17 protein-coding genes are annotated in these 15,652 nt (G+C 68.5%); 8 read left to right on the top strand and 9 right to left on the bottom strand.

Annotation, left to right across the window (positions count from 1 at the left end; translation table 11 throughout):
• Positions 1 to 40 precede the first annotated feature (40 nt).
• From AC07OC_RS04265 to AC07OC_RS04245, 5 genes are all read right to left on the bottom strand, one after another.
• Positions 41 to 1,093, bottom strand: coding sequence for a GGDEF domain-containing protein (locus AC07OC_RS04265; RefSeq protein ID WP_218295166.1), 1,053 nt, complete (start codon positions 1,091 to 1,093; stop codon positions 41 to 43).
• 34 nt (positions 1,094 to 1,127) lie between these two features.
• A complete protein-coding gene (gene trmB, locus AC07OC_RS04260; protein WP_218338687.1) occupies positions 1,128 to 1,895 on the bottom strand; it encodes a tRNA (guanosine(46)-N7)-methyltransferase TrmB in 768 nt (255 codons plus the stop codon).
• On the bottom strand, positions 1,892 to 2,869 hold the full coding sequence (gene gluQRS / locus AC07OC_RS04255) for a tRNA glutamyl-Q(34) synthetase GluQRS (RefSeq protein WP_218338686.1): 978 nt from the start codon (positions 2,867 to 2,869) through the stop codon (positions 1,892 to 1,894). Before gluQRS ends, trmB begins: the two co-directional genes overlap by 4 nt.
• On the bottom strand, positions 2,866 to 4,014 hold the full coding sequence (locus AC07OC_RS04250; protein ID WP_255590813.1) for an NAD(P)/FAD-dependent oxidoreductase: 1,149 nt from the start codon (positions 4,012 to 4,014) through the stop codon (positions 2,866 to 2,868). The genes gluQRS and AC07OC_RS04250 overlap by 4 nt, the downstream gene beginning before the upstream one ends.
• A 118-nt stretch (positions 4,015 to 4,132) precedes the next feature.
• Entirely contained in the window at positions 4,133 to 5,071 is a 939-nt protein-coding gene (locus AC07OC_RS04245) for a LysR family transcriptional regulator (RefSeq protein ID WP_218295163.1), read from the bottom strand.
• Positions 5,072 to 5,176: 105 nt separating this feature from the next.
• Between AC07OC_RS04245 and AC07OC_RS04240 the strand changes: the two genes are divergently transcribed.
• The 5 genes from AC07OC_RS04240 to AC07OC_RS04220 all read left to right on the top strand — a co-directional run bounded on the left by AC07OC_RS04240 (position 5,177) and on the right by AC07OC_RS04220 (position 8,377).
• Positions 5,177 to 5,878: a pirin family protein gene (locus AC07OC_RS04240; protein WP_218338685.1), complete on the top strand. Its 702-nt coding sequence runs from the start codon at positions 5,177 to 5,179 to the stop codon at positions 5,876 to 5,878.
• 46 nt (positions 5,879 to 5,924) lie between these two features.
• A complete protein-coding gene (locus AC07OC_RS04235) occupies positions 5,925 to 6,338 on the top strand; it encodes a DoxX family protein (protein WP_218295161.1) in 414 nt (137 codons plus the stop codon).
• Between the two features lie 138 nt (positions 6,339 to 6,476).
• Complete coding sequence (locus AC07OC_RS04230) at positions 6,477 to 7,031, top strand: flavodoxin family protein (RefSeq protein WP_218295160.1); 555 nt, start codon at positions 6,477 to 6,479, stop codon at positions 7,029 to 7,031.
• A gap of 51 nt (positions 7,032 to 7,082) precedes the next feature.
• Complete coding sequence (locus AC07OC_RS04225; RefSeq protein WP_218338684.1) at positions 7,083 to 7,490, top strand: OsmC family protein; 408 nt, start codon at positions 7,083 to 7,085, stop codon at positions 7,488 to 7,490.
• Complete coding sequence (locus AC07OC_RS04220) at positions 7,487 to 8,377, top strand: pirin family protein (RefSeq protein ID WP_218338683.1); 891 nt, start codon at positions 7,487 to 7,489, stop codon at positions 8,375 to 8,377. Before AC07OC_RS04225 ends, AC07OC_RS04220 begins: the two co-directional genes overlap by 4 nt.
• A 117-nt stretch (positions 8,378 to 8,494) precedes the next feature.
• Here AC07OC_RS04220 and AC07OC_RS04215 read toward each other — a convergent pair whose 3' ends face one another.
• The 4 genes from AC07OC_RS04215 to AC07OC_RS04200 form a co-directional block, all read right to left on the bottom strand.
• Positions 8,495 to 9,241 carry a sulfurtransferase gene (locus AC07OC_RS04215; RefSeq protein ID WP_218338682.1) on the bottom strand — a complete coding sequence of 249 codons (747 nt, stop codon included), beginning with the start codon at positions 9,239 to 9,241 and terminating at the stop codon, positions 8,495 to 8,497.
• Positions 9,242 to 9,339: 98 nt separating this feature from the next.
• Positions 9,340 to 10,197: a MinD/ParA family protein gene (locus AC07OC_RS04210; RefSeq protein ID WP_218295156.1), complete on the bottom strand. Its 858-nt coding sequence runs from the start codon at positions 10,195 to 10,197 to the stop codon at positions 9,340 to 9,342.
• 10 nt (positions 10,198 to 10,207) lie between these two features.
• On the bottom strand, positions 10,208 to 10,975 hold the full coding sequence (locus tag AC07OC_RS04205; protein ID WP_218295155.1) for a GGDEF domain-containing protein: 768 nt from the start codon (positions 10,973 to 10,975) through the stop codon (positions 10,208 to 10,210).
• Between the two features lie 84 nt (positions 10,976 to 11,059).
• Positions 11,060 to 12,772 (bottom strand): SulP family inorganic anion transporter, encoded by a 1,713-nt coding sequence (locus AC07OC_RS04200; protein WP_218338681.1) that lies wholly within the window; start codon positions 12,770 to 12,772, stop codon positions 11,060 to 11,062.
• Positions 12,773 to 12,924: 152 nt separating this feature from the next.
• On the opposite strand from AC07OC_RS04200, the gene AC07OC_RS04195 reads away from it, so the two are divergent.
• The 3 genes from AC07OC_RS04195 to AC07OC_RS04185 all read left to right on the top strand — a co-directional run bounded on the left by AC07OC_RS04195 (position 12,925) and on the right by AC07OC_RS04185 (position 15,609).
• Complete coding sequence (locus AC07OC_RS04195) at positions 12,925 to 13,383, top strand: BON domain-containing protein (RefSeq protein ID WP_218295153.1); 459 nt, start codon at positions 12,925 to 12,927, stop codon at positions 13,381 to 13,383.
• Between the two features lie 74 nt (positions 13,384 to 13,457).
• Entirely contained in the window at positions 13,458 to 14,696 is a 1,239-nt protein-coding gene (locus tag AC07OC_RS04190) for a PLP-dependent transferase (RefSeq protein ID WP_218338680.1), read from the top strand.
• A 73-nt stretch (positions 14,697 to 14,769) separates the two neighbouring features.
• Positions 14,770 to 15,609, top strand: coding sequence for a DUF2189 domain-containing protein (locus tag AC07OC_RS04185; protein ID WP_494600427.1), 840 nt, complete (start codon positions 14,770 to 14,772; stop codon positions 15,607 to 15,609).
• Positions 15,610 to 15,652 lie beyond the last annotated feature (43 nt).

Here is a 15,652-nt window from a genome sequence, read left to right as displayed (position 1 = left end):
CTGCCGCCGGGGAACGCCGCGCGAGACAGCCGGCCGCTTGCTAGAACAGCTCGACGTCGTCGTTGGCGACCTTGGCGGACAGATGGCCGGTGGCCACCAGTTCATCGTAGAAGCAGACCTGGTTGCGGCCATGTTCCTTGGCGTAGTAAAGCGCCTGGTCGGCCTGGCCCAGTATTTCCACCGGCGAGCCCCGGGCCGTGCTCACGAAGCCCAGGCTCACGGTGACCTGGCCCACCTGGGGAAAAGGGTACTCCTGCACCGCCAGGCGAAAGCGGTTGAAGACCCGGTGGGCCGTGCTCAATGTGGTGGAGCGCAGCAGCACCACGAACTCTTCGCCGCCAAAACGGAAGATGCGGTCATGGCTGCGGAACGAGCTGCGCAGGATGTTGGCAATGAGGATCAGCACCTCGTCGCCATACAGGTGGCCGAAGCGGTCGTTCACCAGCTTGAAATGGTCGATGTCCACCACGGCCAGCCACTGCTGCACCGGTTCGCCGGGCAATGAGCCTTCTTCAGGCGGGAACGATTCGGTCAGGGGCCCCGAACGGCTGCTGGCCAGCCCGCTCACGGCGTGGCGCGAGAACTGTTCGTCGAAGGTCTTGCGGTTGAACAGGCCCGTGAGCGCGTCGCGTTCGCTGTAGTCGAGCAGGCTCTGGTAGTTCTGGTAGACCTGGAACACGCCCTTGAGCACTTCGAGCTTGTGCGCCGAGAACGGGCGGGAGTGCGTGATTTCCAGGCAGGTGTTGACCTTGTCGTGCATCCACACCGGCAGCCAGAGCACATGGCGGCCCTTGCGCGGCGAGGCCAGCGCGCTGTCGCCGTGGCTCGCGACGCATTCGCGCAGGGCGGGATACTGGTCCAGCGTTTCCCGCCGGGGGTCTGCGGCGGCTTCCGAGTCGGTGGACACCAGGTGCCCCTCTTCCACCCAGGTGCGTGGACGCACGTGGGGCACGCCGGCATGCGTGAACAGCTCCAGGGCCCTGACTTCAACGATGCCGCTGAGCTTTTGCAGCGTGGACAGCACCGACACTTCCAGCCGCAGGTGGTCGCGGTGGCCGGTCATCTCAACCAGGTTCTGAAGAATGGGCTTCATGGGTGGTGTACGGTGGGCCGGCGCGGTCATGTTGTCAATGGCGTCGCACGAACACAACATCCCACACACCGTGCCCCAGCCGCAGGCCGCGGTTCTCGAACTTGGTGAGGGGCCGGTAGCCGGGTTGCGGGGCGAAGCCCGTGGCGGTGTTCTGGAGCCGGGGCTCGGCGGCCAGTACCTGCAGCATCTGCTCGGCATAGGGCTGCCAGTCCGTGGCGCAATGCAGGTAGCCGCCGGGCTTCAGCCGCGCGGCCAGCTTGGCCACCAGGGGCGCCTGGATCAGGCGGCGCTTGTTGTGTTTCTTCTTGTGCCAGGGGTCGGGGAAGAAGATATGCACGCCATCCAGGCTGCCTTCGGGCAGCATGTGGTCGATCACCTCCACGGCATCGTGCTGCAGGATGCGGATGTTGGTCAGCCCCTGCTCGCCGATGCGCTTGAGCAGGGCGCCCACGCCGGGTTCGTGCACTTCGCAGCACAGGAAGTTGTCGTCCGGGCGGACCCCGGCGATATGGGCCGTGGCCTCGCCCATGCCGAATCCGATCTCCAGCACCAGCGGGGCCGTGCGGCCAAAGGCCGCGGGGGCATCCAGCGGCGCGGGCGCATAGGGCAGGATGAAGCGGGGCCCCAGGTCTTCAAAGGCCTTGGCCTGGCCCGTCGTGGTGCGGCCGGCGCGGCGCACGAAGCTCTTGATGGTCTTGGGATGGCTCACGCCGGCGGGGGCTCCACCAGTTGTCGTGGAGGCCGCAGAGGGCGCGGCAGGCGCGGCGGCGGGGGTGGAGGCGTTGTGGGTCAGTTCGGTCACGGTGCGACATTGTAGTTTCGTCGCCACGCTGCCACCCAGAGGGTCAGCGCATCCGAGATGCAACGGGTGTTCGGATCTGTCAGCGGCGGCAGGCCCAGCACCTGCGCGGCCCCGGCCAGTGCCTGCAGGGGGACGGCCAGCTCCAGCGCCCGGGCCCCGTTCTGCTTGGACAGCTTTTCGCCGTTCTCGCCGCACACCAGCGGCGTGTGCAGGTAGCGGGGCGTGGGCACGCCCAGGGCCTGCTGCAGCAGGATCTGCCGGGGCGTGTTGTCGGCCAGGTCCTCGCCGCGCACGACATGGGTCATGCCCTGGTCCGCATCGTCCACGACGACCGCGAGCTGGTAGGCCCAGAGCCCGTCGGCCCGGCGCAGCACGAAGTCGCCCACGGCATGGGCAACGTCCTGCCGCTGTGTGCCCAGGCGGCGGTCCTGCCAGTCGAGGATGCCGGATGCTATCGAATATGTAGCTGCCCGTGTTTGATCCGTATGCGCCGGGGCCTGATCTGGCTGAAACTCTGTGGCATTGAAGCGCCAGGAGCGGCCGGTGCGTCCGTGCAGGCCGTGGCGGCAGGTGCCGGGGTAGGGGAGTGCCGCATGCCGCTCGCGCGCATGGCCCAGGGCCGCCTGGGCTTCTTCGATGTCCTTGCGCGAGCAGGCGCAGGGGTAGGCATGGTGCTGCGCGATCAACTGGTCCAGCGCCCGCTGGTACAGCGCGCCGCGGGTGGATTGCCAGACCGGCGGCGCATCGGGCACCAGGCCGCAGGTGGCCAGCTGCCGCAGGATGAACTCACCGGCGCCGTCCACGCAGCGTGGCGTGTCCACGTCCTCGATGCGCACCAGCCAGCGCCCCTGGTGGGCCCGGGCGTCGAGCCAGCTGGCCAGCGCGGCCACCAGCGAGCCCGCGTGCAGCGGGCCCGTGGGAGAGGGCGCGAACCGGCCGGTGTAGCGGGGCCCCGCGGCCACGCCCGCCGTCATGCCACCGCGAGTGCCAGCTCCAGACCCGACACGAAGGCATCCTCCACCCGGTGGCCCAGGCACCAGTCGCCGCAGGCGCCCAGGCCCATGCCCGCGTCCCACAGGTGGCTGCGGCCCAGCGGGTGCGTGGTTTGCGCGTAGCGCCAGCGGCGCGTGTCGGCATGGGCGGGTTCGGCCCGGATGCCGGTGACCTCGGCGAACGCCTTGATGAGCTTGGCCTGCACGCGGCCTTCGTCGTCTTCCAGGTGCTCGGCGGACCAGGCCGGGCTGGCCTGGACCGTCCAGCGCTCGATCACGTTGCGGCCGGGCTTGGACGATTCGCGCGCCAGCCAGGCAATCCGGTGGTGGGTGCTGCGCGCTGCGTTCCATTGCGGGCCCAGCGTGGTGAGCCCGGGGCGCACGGCCTGGGGGTAGGCCAGCATGAGCGTCCAGCAGGGAGCGATGGCGACGGTGGAAAGCGCTTCGGTGAGCGGCGTGTCCAGCGCCGAGCTGGCCAGGAGCGCCTGGGCGGGCACCGACGGCTGCGCGAGCAGCACGGCGTCAAAACCCGCGTAGACGCGCTGGGTGCCGCCCGGGCCTTCGGTGCGAAGCTGCCAGCCGGGGGCATTCACGGAGTCGCGTTCGATGCGGACCACGCGCGTGCCGGTGACCAGCTGGCCTGCCTGGCGCAGCGGCTCGGCCCAGGTGGCCACCAGCGACTGCATGCCCGGGCTGGCCACCCAGTGCGCCTCGCGATGGGGCAGGCCGGCGGCGGCCACGCGGCCGGTGGCGTCGAGCACCTGCACGGAATTGGCGCTCCAGCGCTTGCAGATGCCGGGCACGGTGTCGATGGCGCGCGCGAAGCGCGGATCCCGCACGGTGAAGTACTGCGCGCCCGCGTCAAAGTTGCCGAACGGGCTGTCGATGGTGGCGGTGCGGCCGCCGGCCTGCGCCGATTTCTCGAACACCGTCACGCGGTGCCCTGCCTGCACCAGCGTGCGGGCGCAGGCAATGCCCGCCATGCCGGCGCCGATGATGGCGAAGTGCCGCTGCGCGGCCCCCGAATACGTGGTGGGCGCCGCGTCCGTGGCCGGCACGGAGGCGGATGGCCCGGAGGCTGCGGTGCGTCGGTGCCGTTTGGCGGGGCGTGGAACGGGGTTGCTCATGGAAGGCCTTTCGATGACGGTCGGCAGGTGAAATACACGGCCCTGCGCGCGTGAGCGCAAATGCCATGCAACAGGAACCACTCTACACGCGCTGCGGCGCGTGGGCGTGTGCGCCGGATCAGAAATGATGGTGGTTTTCCAGCAGAGCGCGGCGGGTGGCGGGGCTTTGCAGCTGATGGAGCCACCATTGCAGCGCGCGGCCGGGGGCCGTGAAGCCCGGGCCGCCCCAGGCGTAGTGCACGCGGACGTTGCGTTCGGGGCGCGCCACGCGGCGCGCCACCAGCCTGCCGGCCTCGAGGTACGGGCGCACCATGGGTTCGGGCAGGAAGCCGCCGCCCAGGCCGCGCAGTTGCACGCGCACCTTGGCCTGCATGGTGTCCACGGTGAGCACGTCCTGTCCGCCCAGCAGGCCCATGGTGGCGCCGCCGCGCGTGGCCGAATCGGCCACCGCCACGGCGCGGTGCTGCAGCAGCATGGCGTCGGTGATGGGCTCGGGCGCGGAGGCCAGCGGGTGGTGCGGCGCCACCACGTAGATGAACAGTAGGTCCCCCAGGGGCGCCTGCTGCAGGCCGGCCACGTTGGCGCCGGCAACCGACACGCCGATGGCCAGGTCGGCCCGGCCCGAGGTCAGGGCCTCCAGGGTGCCGGTCATGATGCCGTCGCGCAGTTTCAGCCGGGTGGGCGGGGCCATGGCGTAGAACGCGTCCACCAGCTCCAGCATGGTGTGCGGCGAGATCGCGCCATCGACCGAAATGGTGAGCTGCGGCTCCCAGCCGGTGGCCACGCGGCGCACCCGGTGGGCCACGGCATCGATGTCCTGCAGCAGGCGCGCGCCTTCGCGCAGCAGTTCGACGCCCGCCTCTGTGGGCTTGGCCTGCCGGGCGCTGCGGTCGAACAGCAGCACATCCAGCGCGTCCTCGATCTGGCGCACGCGGTAGGTGAGGGCGCTGGGCACCAGGCCGAGCTGCCGGGCGGCGGCGGCGAAACTGCCCGCCTCGGCGATCACCTGCAGCATGGTCAATGCGTCAGGGGTCAGGACATCACGGGCATTTTGCATGGTGGCGCCATGTTAATTCAGATTATTTGAATGGTTCCATCAATCTGGCAGCCCCTGCGTGCTGGACCCGGGTTCTACAGTGGGGGCTTGAAGGGAGCACGCGCCATGCTGACTGTTCGCAAATCACAAGACCGGGGCCATGCCGACCATGGGTGGCTCCATTCGTTCCACAGCTTCTCGTTCGCCGGCTACTACGATCCGGCCCACATGGGCTTTGGCAACCTGCGTGTCATCAACGAAGACCGCATTGCGCCGGGCACGGGGTTCGGCACGCACGGCCACCGGGACATGGAAATCATCAGCTACGTGCTGTCGGGCGAACTGGCCCACAAGGACAGCATGGGCAACATCCTGGGCATTCCGCCGGGCGACGTGCAGCGCATGAGCGCGGGTTCGGGCGTGATGCACAGCGAGTTCAACCATGCGCCGGGACAGACGACGCACTTCCTGCAGATATGGATCGAGCCGAACGTGCGCGGCATCCCGCCAAGCTATGAGCAAAAGACCTTTGCCGAGGCGAGCAAGCGGGGCGCGCTGTGCCTAGTGGCCTCGCCCGACGGCGCGCACGGCTCGGTCACGATCCACGCCGACGCGTCCCTGTACGCCGGCTTGCTCAATGCCGGCGAGGCCGTCACACTGGCCCTGAACCCGGCGCGCAAGGCCTACGTGCACCTTGTGCGTGGCGGGCTCACGGTGAATGGAAATGCTCTGTCGGGCGGCGACGCCGCGCTGATCGAGAACGAAACCGCCTTGTCGTTGACCCATGGCCACGATGCCGAGGTGCTGGTGTTTGATCTGGCCGCCTGATAGTTACCTGACGTTCTTTTCGCAACCACTTCTCCAGGAGTTCACCATGTTCACATCCCTGCAAAATCCCCTGGCCCTGGCGTCCCGCCTGCTGCTGGCGGCCCTGTTCCTGCCCGCGGGCATCGGCAAGATCACCGGCTTTGCCGGTACCGTGGGCTATATCGGTTCGGTGGGGCTGCCCATGCCGACCGTCGCTGCCGCCGTGGCCGCGGCCGTCGAGGTGCTGGGCAGCCTGGCGCTCATCTTCGGCCTTGGCACGCGCTTTGCGGCCCTCGCGCTGGCGCTCTTCACGCTGGTGGCCAGCTTTTTCTTCCACGCGTACTGGAGCCTGCCCGCCGACAAGCAGATGATGCAGCAGCTCATGTTCTTCAAGAACGTCGCCATCAGCGGCGGCCTGCTGGCCCTCGTCGCGTTTGGCGCGGGCGGCTGGAGCCTGGACGCCCGGCGCGGTGCGCGCTGAACTGCGCTGACGGGGCCGGGCCGCTACGGCGGCGGCGTGCGCGGGCAGCGCAGCCCATGCACGCCCTTGCGCCGCGCCTGTTTTTCTGACTTCCACCTGTTTTCATTCACTGCTTGCTTCCCCATCAGGAGTTTCTTCATGGCACACATCGCCGTTGTTTACCACTCGGGCTACGGCCACACCCAGCGCCTGGCCCAGGCCGTGGCCGAAGGCGCGGGCGCCGAGCTTGTCGCGATCGATGCGGACGGCAACCTGCCCGAGGGAGGCTGGGACACGCTGGCCGGCGCCAGCGCCATCATTTTCGGTTCGCCCACCTACATGGCGGGGCCGAGCTGGCAGTTCAAGAAATTCGCCGATGCCTCGTCCAAGCCCTGGTTCAGCCAGGCGTGGAAGGACAAGCTCTTCGCCGGCTTCACCAACAGCGCCAGCACCAACGGCGACAAGCAGGTCACGCTGGACTACCTGTTCCACCTGGCCATGCAGCATGGCGGCCTTTGGGTGGGCAACGGCATGATGCCTGCCAACTCCAAGGCCGCCACGCGCCAGGACGTGAACTGGATCGGCTCCTTCAGCGGCGCCATGGCGCAGTCGCCATCGGACGCCTCGGCCGCCGAGATGTTCCCGGGCGACCTGGCGACCGGCCGCCAGTTCGGCGAACGCGTGGCGGCCGCGGCCCTGCGCTGGGCCCGCTGAGCACGCGCTTCACGCTACAGTGGCCCGCACGAGAACAAAGGAGAAGCTCCCATGACCATCGAACTGCGGCGCATCCCCGGTGCGCCGATGGCCCAGGCCGTGCACATCCGCGGCCACGAATTCGTGGCCGACGGCACCGTGCAGGAGGGCGGCGTCGACAGCGGCCCGAACCCGCATGACCTGTACGACGCGGCGCTGGGCGCCTGCAAGGCGCTCACCGTGCTGTGGTATGCGCGCCGCAAGGGCCTGCCGGTGCAGGACGTGCACACCGTGATCGAACGCGACGCCTCGGCCGAGCGTGCCGGCACCTACCGCCTTTCGGCACGGCTGCAGATCAGCGGCGACCTGACCGACGCACAGATCAGCGAGCTGGAAACCGTTGCGCAGAAATGCCCGGTGCACAAGCTCATGACCACCGTGACGACGGAGATCAGCACCTCGGCGGAGCGCATGCCATGAGCGGGCCGATCCTGCAACTCAAGGGCCACGCCAAGGACCTGGGCGGCGGCTTCACCGTGCGCCGCCTGCTGCCCGCCGTGCAGCGCCAGGCGGTCGGGCCGTTCCTGTTCTTCGACCACTTCGGCCCCGTGACCGTGGTGCCGGGAGACAGCCACGACGTGCGTCCCCATCCGCACATCGGGCTGGCCACCGTGACCTATCTGTTTTCCGGCGCCATCATGCACCGCGACAGCCTGGGATACGTGCAGCAGATCGAGCCTGGCGCCATCAACTGGATGACGGCCGGCCGGGGCATCGTGCATTCCGAGCGGCGCCCGGAAAGCCTGGCGGACACGGCCTACGTGAACCACGGCATCCAGCTGTGGGCGGCCCTGCCCACGGCGCACGAGGAGGCGGAGCCGTCGTTCGTGCACACGCCGGCGGCCACCATCCCCGAGGTGCGCGTGGGGGACGCGACGGTGCGCGTGCTCATCGGCACCGCGTTTGGGCAGACCTCCCCGGTGGCGACCTATTCCCCCACGCTGTATCTCGACGTGCAGCTGCCCGGGGGCGCCACGCTGGAAATCCCGGCGCTGGCCCAGGAGATGGCGGTGTACACGGTGGACAACCCCGTGCAGCTCGATGGCGAAGCCCTGGGTGCGCAACTGCTCGCCGTGGTGGAGCCGGGCCAGGGCATGCGCCTGTCCGTGCCCGGCGAGGCCGCTGCGCGCCTCATGGTGATCGGCGGCGATGCCCTCGATGCGCCGCGCCACATGTGGTGGAACTTCGTCTCCAGCCGCAAGGAGCGCATCGTGCAGGCGGCGGACGACTGGGATGCGCAGGCCCTGGGCCAGGTGCCCGGCGAGGTGGAGTGGATACCGCTGCCCGAGCGCCGCTTCATCAAGTAGGCAGCCACCTTGGCGAAGGCCCCTGCCCGTTCATGCGAGGCGGTGGCCCCGCATGGCTGCTTGCTGAATTTTCAAGCCAAACAAGGTGTCAGCGCTTGTCCAGCAAGCGCTGGTTGCTCACTTTCTTGATTCTTCGGCCGCCGACAGGTCGCTGGCCAGCACCGCGCGTTCGTCGAACACAAAGCAGCCACCGCGGTAGTGGGCGCCATCGGTCAACTCGAAGTACTTGAGGATGCCGCCTTCGAGCTGATAGACATGGGAGAGGCCTTCCTCGCGCATGAGGATGGCTGCCTTCTCGCAGCGGATGCCGCCCGTGCAGAAGCTCACCACGGTCTTGTCCTGCAGCGCATCCTTGTGCGCGCGCAGGGCGGGGGGGAATTCGGTGAACTTGCCGATGCGCCAGTCAATCGCGTTGTCGAAGGTGCCGTGGTCCACCTCGAAGGCATTGCGCGTGTCGAGCGTGACCACTTCGCGGCCCTCGTCGTCGTGTCCCTGCTCCAGCCAGCGGCGCAGCGTGGCCGGGGCCACGGAGGGCGCGCGGCCCTCCGCGGGATGGATGGCGGGATGGTCCATGCGGATGATCTCGCGCTTGACTTTCACCAGCATCTTGCGAAACGGCACCGTGGCCGACCAGCTTTCCTTGGGGTCGAGGTCGGCGAAGCGCGCATCGGTGCGCAGCGCATCCACGAACCCGCGCACCGCGTCCGCAGGCCCCGCCAGGAAGAAGTTGATGCCTTCGCCTGCCAGCAGGATGGTGCCCTTGAGGTCCGCCGCGGTGGCGCGCGCTTGCAGCAGGTCGCGCAGCGCCGCCGCGTCGGGCAGGGGCACGAACTTGTAGCAGGAGATATTGAGGATGTTGTCCATGGGATTCACGGCAAGGCAGCGCAATGGGGCCGCTGCGCTTCGCCTTCCGCGCGGGCCGCCGCCGTGCAGCCAGGGGTCCGCAGCAGCCCGCGGGCTGCTCAGGGGGCGGGCGTCAGCAGCGTGGTTTCGATCTTGTTGGCCAGCTGGGCAATGGCCAGGGCCGCGGGGCAGCCCGGGGTCTGCAGCAACAGCAGCTGGCGGCGCATCACGGCGTCGCGCACGGAAGGGTCGGCCGGGATGTCGCCCATGTGGATGAGGCGCATGGGGCGGCCCGACTCGGTGCTCACAAAGCGGTCCAGCACCTGTTGCAGCTGGCTGGTGATGGCACGGCCATCGCCCGGGCGCGCGGCCTGGTTGATGACCATGCGCACGTGCTGGCGCTTTTGCTGCATGGCCAGCACCTTGATGGCCGCATAGGCGTCGGTCAGCGAGGTGGGTTCGGGCGTTGCCACGATCAGCACCTCGGAGGCGAGCGAAATGGAGAACAGCACCACGTCGGAGATCCCGGCGCCGGTGTCGAGCAGCACCACGTCGTACTGGGGCGTGAGCGCCTGGATCACGCTCAGGAACTGGTTGCGCACCTCGGGCGTCAGGCGCGAATACTCGACCATCCCCGATCCCGCCAGCAGAACGTTGAAGCCGCCGGGCGCCTGGATCACGGCTTCGTCCAGCGTGGCCTTGCCGGTGAAGACATCGTGCAGCGTGATTTTCGGGTGCAGGTTCAGCACCACGTCGAGGTTGGCCAGGCCCAGGTCGGCATCGAGCACCAGCACACGCTGGCCGCGGCGGGTCAGGGCGGCGGCCAGGTTGGCAGAAACAAAGGTCTTGCCCACCCCGCCCTTGCCGCTCGTGACCGCAATGATGCGGGCGCCCCCGGGGGCGGGAGCGTGGGGCGTGGCCGGGCCGGCAGGAACTGCTGGCGATGTGGGTGGGGAGGGGGACAGCGCGTCGCTCATCTTCTAACTTTCAGTAGGCGCTGCCTGTTGGGTCCAGCGGGGGCAGATCGCCCCAGCCCGAGGGGGTGTAGAGCGGTCCGAACAACAGGCTTTTCTCTTCGGCACTGACCGTGCTGTCGGGTTGCTCCTCGATGCTGACGCGGTTGCGGCCTTCGGCCTTGGCCTGGTAGAGCTGATGGTCGGCACGGTCCGTCCACAGCAGCGTGGTCGAACGGATCCACTGCATGGCGAAGGCGCCGCCTATGCTCACCGACACGTTGAGCTCCACCGTGCTGGAAACCCGGATGGGCGTGTTGGCCACGGCGCGCCGGATGCGCTCGGCCACCACGCGGCCAAACCCTGCCTGGCATGCGGGCAGCACCACCGCGAACTCTTCGCCGCCATAGCGTGCCAGCGTGTCCATGGGGCGCACACAGGCATTGAGCGTGCGGGCCACCGACTGCAGCACGATGTCGCCGGCCAGATGGCCATGCGTGTCGTTCACCTTCTTGAAGTGGTCGATATCGAGCATGAGCAGCAGCGCCGCCTCGCCGGAGCGCGTGACGCGGTCGATTTCGCGCTCGAGCACCGCCCGGAAATGCCGGCGATTGGCCAGGCCGGTGAGCGGGTCCTTGAGGGACAGCTCGCACAGGCCGTCGATCAGGCCCTGCAGGTAGCGCGAAGGCACCTCGCGGTGCAATGCAGCTTCGCTGCCGCTGGCCTGAGCCACCAGCGCGTGTGCAGTATCCAGGCGAAGGTCGCGCAGATCTACAAGGTAAGAGGCCGCAGAGTCAGACACAAATGGAGCAAAGAGAGTTTATGAAGTGTACCAGTGCGTCAGCAAAAAGAGGGCCAGCCCTGTGTCTAGGTGAAACCCGCAAAGCTATCCCTGGACGGGGGCCGTAGAAGGGGGCAATGGCGAGGGTGGCAGCAGCTGCAGCGCCATCAAGGCGTCGGCATCGGTGCGGTACATCGCCAGGCCGGCGCCGGCGTTCAGCAGGCCCGCCTGGCGCAGCACCCGCTCCACGGGCAGCTTGAGGCCGCTCAGGTGCAGCGTGCCGCCGCGGGACCGCAGCAGGCCTAGCAGGTGGGCGAAGGTCTCCACGCCCGTCACGTCGATGCGGTTGATGGGCTGGGCCAGCAGGCACAGGTGCACCACCTCCGGGTGGGCCGCCAGGTGTTCGGTGACGCGGCGCTCCAGCGCGCTGGCGGAGGCGAAATCGAGTTCCGCATCCATGCGCAGCGCCAGCAGCCGGGGGGCGAGCGCGGGAAGATGCCACAAGTGCCGGTCGCGCAGACTGCCGTCAGGGTGCAGGCCCACCTCGATGATGCGGGGATGCAGCCGCTGGTACAGGAAGTGGCTCAGGTTCATCAGCAATCCCACCAGCACTCCCCAGTACATCCTGGGTGCCGTGGCGAGCGTCAGTGCGAAGGTGACGCCGCCGATCACCGCCTCCACCCGCGATACCCGCCACAGCCGCAGCAGCGTGCCAGGCTTGATGAGGCTGGTCACCGCGGTCACCACCACGGCCGCGAGCACCGATTGCGGCACGTGGTAGAGCGCCGGCGTGAGCCAGAGCAGCACCACCAGCACCAGCGCGATCGCAAAAACGGTGGCCCAGCCGCTTTTTGCGCCCGCGTACAGGTTGATGGCCGACCGCGAGAACGAGGCGCTGGTGGCAAAGCTGCCGCACAGCCCGCTGCTGATCTTGGCCAGGCCCTGGCCAATCAGATCCTGGTTTTCGTTCCAGCGCTCGCCCGAGCGCTGGCTTTCCACCTTGGCGCTGGACGCGGTTTCGAGAAAGCTCACCAGCGTGACCACCAGCACCGGCATCACCAGGGCGGCGAATCCCGACCAGGGGAGGGCGCCGGGCCAGTAGGGGGCGGGCAGCCCCGAAGGCAGCGCCCCCACCACGGCGCCACCAGCGTCCGCATAGCCCAGCGCCCAGCTCAGCGCGCCCGCAGCGCCCACGACGACGATGGCGGCGGGGAAATTGGGCCGCCAGCGGCGTGCGAGGGTCAGCAATGCCAGGCTTCCCAGGCCAAAAGCGGCCGCGGCGAGGTCAAACAGGCCGGGCGAGGGCGTGGACAGCAGCGCGCCCCAGTCCGACCGCAGGCCCGTGAGCGCCGCGAGCTGAGAGCCCAGGATCAACAGGGCCGCCGCCTGCGTGAAGCCACTGAGCACGGGGGATGTCACCAGGTTCAGAAGCCAGCCAAAACGCGCGATGCCCATCACCAGCTGCAGCAGTCCGGACATCAGGGCGATCCATGCCGCCATGGCCACCCATTGCGCGCTGCCCGGCTCGGCCAGGCCCGTGAGCGAAGCGCCGATCAGCAGGCTGGTGAGCGCCGTGGGACCCACGCCCAGACGGGTGGACGCACTGAACAGCACCGCCACCAGGGCGGGAATCAGCGAGGCATAGATGCCCGTCACGAGCGGCATGCCGGCCAGGGCCGCATAGGCGACCCCCTGCGGCACCAGCATCAGGCCCACCGTCATGCCGGCCCAGAACTCCCCCTTGAGCAGGGCGCGGTCGGGCCGGGGCCAGGAGAGAAAGGGAAGCCAGCGGGTCAGCGAGGAGGGGAAAGCAAGCATGCATACATTGTCGCCCCTGTCCTGAGGTGGCCCTGGCATCTGCGCGGCCGCCTGGCGGCACCGTCCTACAGTCGCTTCGGTGGCGTCCGACCCGGGGCCAGCGCAAGGTTGCCTAGAGTCGAGCCCATGTTTCAACCGCAAGGAGTTTTCGCATGAATACCCAGATGATTTCCCAGCGTCCCGCACACCGTATTGCCAGTATCCTGGCTGTGAGCGCCCTGGCCTTGGGCTTGTCGGCATGCGGCAAGAAGGACGAGCCTACCGTGGGCCAACGCTTGGACTCCGCGGTCGAGAAGACTGAACAGGCTGCCGCGGATGCCCGCATGAAAGCTGAAAGCGCCATGCAAAATGCGGAATCTTCTGCCAAGAAGGCTACCAATTCTGCTGCGGGCGCGATCGATGACGCCACTATCACTGCCCAAGTCAACGCAAGCTTGGCCAAGGACCCTGATTTGAGCGCGGTGAAAATCAATGTAGATACGGTGAACGGTAAGGTGACTTTGAACGGCCCCGCACCTTCCACCGTCGCCCGCGACCGTGCTGAAACGATTGCCAAGGGCGTTACGGGCGTCACGGAGGTCAACAACCAGCTGGTCGTGACCGCCAGCTGATTCGCCTGCCAGCGCGCCGTAGCCGCGCCGCACGCCATACGCGCCGCCAGGGGTATCCCTGGCGGCGCGCTACCATGGCTGGCATGAAAGAGCACGACACCGATCCCGCCACCCGCATCGTCCACCACGGCTACGTGCCACCCAGCGGGTTCGCGGCCCCGCAGCCGGGGGTCTACAAGGCCTCCACCGTCATTTTCCCCAACGTGGCGGCCATGCGCTCGCGCGAGTGGAAGGACAAGAGCGGCTATACCTACGGGCTGCACGGCACGCCCACCACCTTCATCCTCGAAGAGCGCCTGTGCACGCTGGAAGGGGGCCTGCAGTGCGTGCTGGTGCCCAGCGGCCTGGCGGCCATCGCCAACGTGGGGCTGGCCTTGCTCAAGCCGGGCGATGAGGTGCTGATACCCGACAACGCCTACGGTCCCGGCAAGGATTTCGCCCACGGCGAACTCGCGCGTTTCGGCGTTTCCCATGGGCTGTACGACCCGCTGGACCCCGCCGACCTGGCGGCCCGCATCACGCCGGCCACGCGGCTGGTCTGGCTGGAGGCCCCGGGCTCGGTCACCATGGAGTTTCCGGATCTCTGCGAGCAGGTGCGCATCTGCCGTGCCCGTGGCGTGATCACCGCCCTGGACAACACCTGGGGGGCGGGCCTGGCGTTTGCGCCCTTCGATCTCAGCGGAGACGGCAGCCTGGGTGTGGACATCTCGGCCCATGCCCTCACCAAATACCCCAGTGGCGGCGGTGACGTGCTCATGGGCAGCGTGATCACGCGCGACCCGGGCCTGCACATGAAGATCAAGCTGACCCACATGCGGCTGGGCCTGGGGGTGGGCGGCAACGATGCCGAGGCCGTGCTGCGCGCCTTGCCCAGCATTGGCTTGCGCTACCGCGCCCATGACAGGGCGGCCCGCAGCCTGGCGCAGTGGATGCAGCAGCAGCCTGCCGTGGCCCAGGTCCTGCACCCGGCGCTGGCGGGGGCGCCTGGCCACGGCCACTGGAAGGCGCTTTGCGGTGCTGCCGACGGCGGCGAGGGCGCGGCCGCCGGGTTGTTCAGCGTGATGATCCACGCGCGCCACACCCAGCAGCAGGTGGACGTGTTCTGCGACAGCCTGCGCCTGTTCAAGCTCGGCTACAGCTGGGGCGGGCCGATGAGCCTGGTGGTGCCTTACCACCTTGCCAGCATGCGCAGCCGTCCCACGGCGCATCTCCAGCCCGGCACGCTCGTGCGGTTTTCCATCGGGCTGGAAGCGGTGGAGGATCTTCGGCAGGACCTGCAGCAGGCCCTGGAGCGGGCCTTCCCGGGGGCCTGACCCCCGCCGGACGGGCCAGGGGGTGGTAGTTTCCGCAGTGGCGTGCAGGTGCCGGGGGGCTTAGTGTGGCGGCATGACTGCCACCTCTTCCAAGCCCGCCCCCGACGCGGCAGGCCCTGCGGGCTCCACGGCCGCCGACACCGGCACCGCGCAGCAGGTCACCCTGCAGCGCCTTCGCCTGGCCGACCCGTTCCGCTGGCTCGCCAGGGGCCTGCGGGACGTGCGCGCCGCGCCCGGCATCGCCGTGTTCTACGGCACGTGCTTCTGGGCCATGGCGCTGGTGCTGGGCTGGGTCTTTCGCACCCGGCCGGAGTACACGATGTCCCTGGCCAGCGGCTGCCTGCTGCTGGGCCCTTTCCTGGCCATGGGGCTGTATGACACCAGCCGGCGGCGCGAGGCGGGGCTGGCGCCGGCATTGAGCGAGTCGCTCACCTGCTGGGACAGCCACATGGGCAGCATGGGCATGCTGGTGCTGGTCCTCGTGGTGCTCGAGCTGCTGTGGGGCCGTGCCTCGCTGGTGGTGTTCGCCGTGTTCTTCAACACCGGCATGCCATCGACCACGGGCGTGCTGCAGGCGGTCTTCAACCCGCAGAACTGGAGCTTCGTCGCGGTCTATGCCGTGGTCGGGGGCGTGTTCGCGGCACTGGTGTTCTCCACATCCGTCGTGTCCATCCCCATGATCCTCGACCGCGACACCGACGCCCTCACGGCCGGCATCACGAGCATGCGCGTGGTGGTGGAAAACACTGCCGTGATGCTGCTCTGGGGGGCGATCATTACCGCCGCGGTGGCCGTTTCGCTCTGGTTCTGGGGCATTGGGCTGCTTCTGGCGGGCCCTGTCCTGGGCCATGCCAGCTGGCATGCGTACCGTGCATCAGTAACCCCACTGCGGCCCGCTGCGGCATGTGCCTGAAAAAAGACCATGCTGTTACAGTGAGCCTCTACTTCAGGAAGCA

Source organism: Acidovorax sp. GW821-FHT10E04 (assembly GCF_059415185.1).
Note: the sequence above shows the minus strand (reverse complement) of the source record. Positions and strands in the feature narration are given on the sequence as shown.